Below are 3341 nucleotides of genomic sequence, written 5' to 3' on the forward strand. Positions count from 1 at the left end.
ATTGCTTGGGTGTTATATGGTCAAGCCTCACGGGCAATTAGTATTGGTTAGCTCAACGCCTCACAGCGCTTACACACCCAACCTATCAACGTCGTAGTCTTCGACGGCCCTTCAGGGAACTCAAGGTTCCAGTGAGATCTCATCTTGAGGCAAGTTTCCCGCTTAGATGCTTTCAGCGGTTATCTTTTCCGAACATAGCTACCCGGCAATGCCACTGGCGTGACAACCGGAACACCAGAGGTTCGTCCACTCCGGTCCTCTCGTACTAGGAGCAGCCCCTCTCAAATCTCAAACGTCCACGGCAGATAGGGACCGAACTGTCTCACGACGTTCTAAACCCAGCTCGCGTACCACTTTAAATGGCGAACAGCCATACCCTTGGGACCGGCTTCAGCCCCAGGATGTGATGAGCCGACATCGAGGTGCCAAACACCGCCGTCGATATGAACTCTTGGGCGGTATCAGCCTGTTATCCCCGGAGTACCTTTTATCCGTTGAGCGATGGCCCTTCCATACAGAACCACCGGATCACTAAGACCTACTTTCGTACCTGCTCGACGTGTCTGTCTCGCAGTCAAGCGCGCTTTTGCCTTTATACTCTACGACCGATTTCCGACCGGTCTGAGCGCACCTTCGTACTCCTCCGTTACTCTTTAGGAGGAGACCGCCCCAGTCAAACTACCCACCATACACTGTCCTCGATCCGGATAACGGACCTGAGTTAGAACCTCAAAGTTGCCAGGGTGGTATTTCAAGGATGGCTCCACGCGAACTGGCGTCCACGCTTCAAAGCCTCCCACCTATCCTACACAAGCAAATTCAAAGTCCAGTGCAAAGCTATAGTAAAGGTTCACGGGGTCTTTCCGTCTAGCCGCGGATACACTGCATCTTCACAGCGATTTCAATTTCACTGAGTCTCGGGTGGAGACAGCGCCGCCATCGTTACGCCATTCGTGCAGGTCGGAACTTACCCGACAAGGAATTTCGCTACCTTAGGACCGTTATAGTTACGGCCGCCGTTTACCGGGGCTTCGATCAAGAGCTTCGCGTTAGCTAACCCCATCAATTAACCTTCCGGCACCGGGCAGGCGTCACACCCTATACGTCCACTTTCGTGTTTGCAGAGTGCTGTGTTTTTAATAAACAGTCGCAGCGGCCTGGTATCTTCGACCGGCATGGGCTTACGGAGCAAGTCCTTCACCCTCACCGGCGCACCTTCTCCCGAAGTTACGGTGCCATTTTGCCTAGTTCCTTCACCCGAGTTCTCTCAAGCGCCTTGGTATTCTCTACCCAACCACCTGTGTCGGTTTGGGGTACGGTTCCTGGTTATCTGAAGCTTAGAAGCTTTTCTTGGAAGCATGGCATCAACCACTTCGTCGCCTAAAGGCAACTCGTCATCAGCTCTCGGCCTTAAGATCCCGGATTTACCTAAGATCTCAGCCTACCACCTTAAACTTGGACAACCAACGCCAAGCTGGCCTAGCCTTCTCCGTCCCTCCATCGCAATAACCAGAAGTACAGGAATATTAACCTGTTTTCCATCGACTACGCTTTTCAGCCTCGCCTTAGGGACCGACTAACCCTGCGTCGATTAACGTTGCGCAGGAAACCTTGGTCTTTCGGCGTGGGTGTTTTTCACACCCATTGTCGTTACTCATGTCAGCATTCGCACTTCTGATACCTCCAGCAAGCTTCTCAACTCACCTTCACAGGCTTACAGAACGCTCCTCTACCGCATCACTTGCGTGATACCCGTAGCTTCGGTGTATGGTTTGAGCCCCGTTACATCTTCCGCGCAGGCCGACTCGACTAGTGAGCTATTACGCTTTCTTTAAAGGGTGGCTGCTTCTAAGCCAACCTCCTAGCTGTCTAAGCCTTCCCACATCGTTTCCCACTTAACCATAACTTTGGGACCTTAGCTGACGGTCTGGGTTGTTTCCCTTTTCACGACGGACGTTAGCACCCGCCGTGTGTCTCCCATGCTCGGCACTTGTAGGTATTCGGAGTTTGCATCGGTTTGGTAAGTCGGGATGACCCCCTAGCCGAAACAGTGCTCTACCCCCTACAGTGATACATGAGGCGCTACCTAAATAGCTTTCGAGGAGAACCAGCTATCTCCGAGCTTGATTAGCCTTTCACTCCGATCCACAGGTCATCCGCTAACTTTTCAACGGTAGTCGGTTCGGTCCTCCAGTCAGTGTTACCTAACCTTCAACCTGCCCATGGATAGATCGCCCGGTTTCGGGTCTATTCCCAGCGACTAGACGCCCTATTAAGACTCGCTTTCGCTACGCCTCCCCTATTCGGTTAAGCTCGCCACTGAAAATAAGTCGCTGACCCATTATACAAAAGGTACGCAGTCACAGAACAAAGTCTGCTCCCACTGCTTGTACGCATACGGTTTCAGGATCTATTTCACTCCCCTCTCCGGGGTTCTTTTCGCCTTTCCCTCACGGTACTAGTTCACTATCGGTCAGTCAGTAGTATTTAGCCTTGGAGGATGGTCCCCCCATATTCAGACAAAGTTTCTCGTGCTCCGTCCTACTCGATTTCATGACCAAGAGATTTTCGCGTACAGGGCTATCACCCACTATGGCCGCACTTTCCAGAGCGTTCCGCTAATCTCAAAGCCACTTAAGGGCTAGTCCCCGTTCGCTCGCCACTACTAAGGGAATCTCGGTTGATTTCTTTTCCTCAGGGTACTTAGATGTTTCAGTTCCCCTGGTTCGCCTCTTGCACCTATGTATTCAGTGCAAGATAACCATCTTGTGATGGCTGGGTTCCCCCATTCAGACATCTCCGGATCAAAGTCTGTTTGCCGACTCCCCGAAGCTTTTCGCAGGCTACCACGTCTTTCATCGCCTCTGACTGCCAAGGCATCCACCGTATGCGCTTCTTCACTTGACCATATAACCCCAAGCAATCTGGTTATACTGTGAAGACGACATTCGCCGAAAATTCGAATTTCTCAACTAAGAGAACTCACAAATTTTACCTTAGCCTGATCACCACCAGTGAAAGTGGATCTCAGTCTATCTTTCTATCACATACCCAAATTTTTAAAGAACGAACTAGTCAAAGACTAGAAATCAACATTCACCATCAACACAATGGAATGCTCATTTCTAAGCTCTTACTTCAGAAGCAGTAGTGGTGGAGCCAAGCGGGATCGAACCGCTGACCTCCTGCGTGCAAGGCAGGCGCTCTCCCAGCTGAGCTATGGCCCCGTATTTCTACAGGCGTTTCCCACACAAAATTGGTGGGTCTGGGCAGATTCGAACTGCCGACCTCACCCTTATCAGGGGTGCGCTCTAACCAACTGAGCTACAGACCCAATTTCG

Annotated in this window: 2 tRNA genes and 1 rRNA gene; all 3 read right to left on the reverse strand. The window is 51.3% G+C overall.

Annotation, left to right across the window (positions count from 1 at the left end):
* Positions 1-16: 16 nt before the first annotated feature.
* Positions 17-2907: ribosomal RNA gene (locus tag DXT77_RS29665) — 23S ribosomal RNA — on the reverse strand.
* A gap of 244 nt (positions 2908-3151) precedes the next feature.
* Positions 3152-3227, reverse strand: a tRNA-Ala gene (locus DXT77_RS29670).
* Between the two features lie 30 nt (positions 3228-3257).
* Positions 3258-3334, reverse strand: a tRNA-Ile gene (locus tag DXT77_RS29675).
* Positions 3335-3341: the final 7 nt, after the last annotated feature.

Origin of the sequence: Pseudomonas sp. 91RF, from assembly GCF_003576265.1 — a bacterium.
GTDB classification, from domain to species: domain Bacteria; phylum Pseudomonadota; class Gammaproteobacteria; order Pseudomonadales; family Pseudomonadaceae; genus Aquipseudomonas; species Aquipseudomonas kribbensis.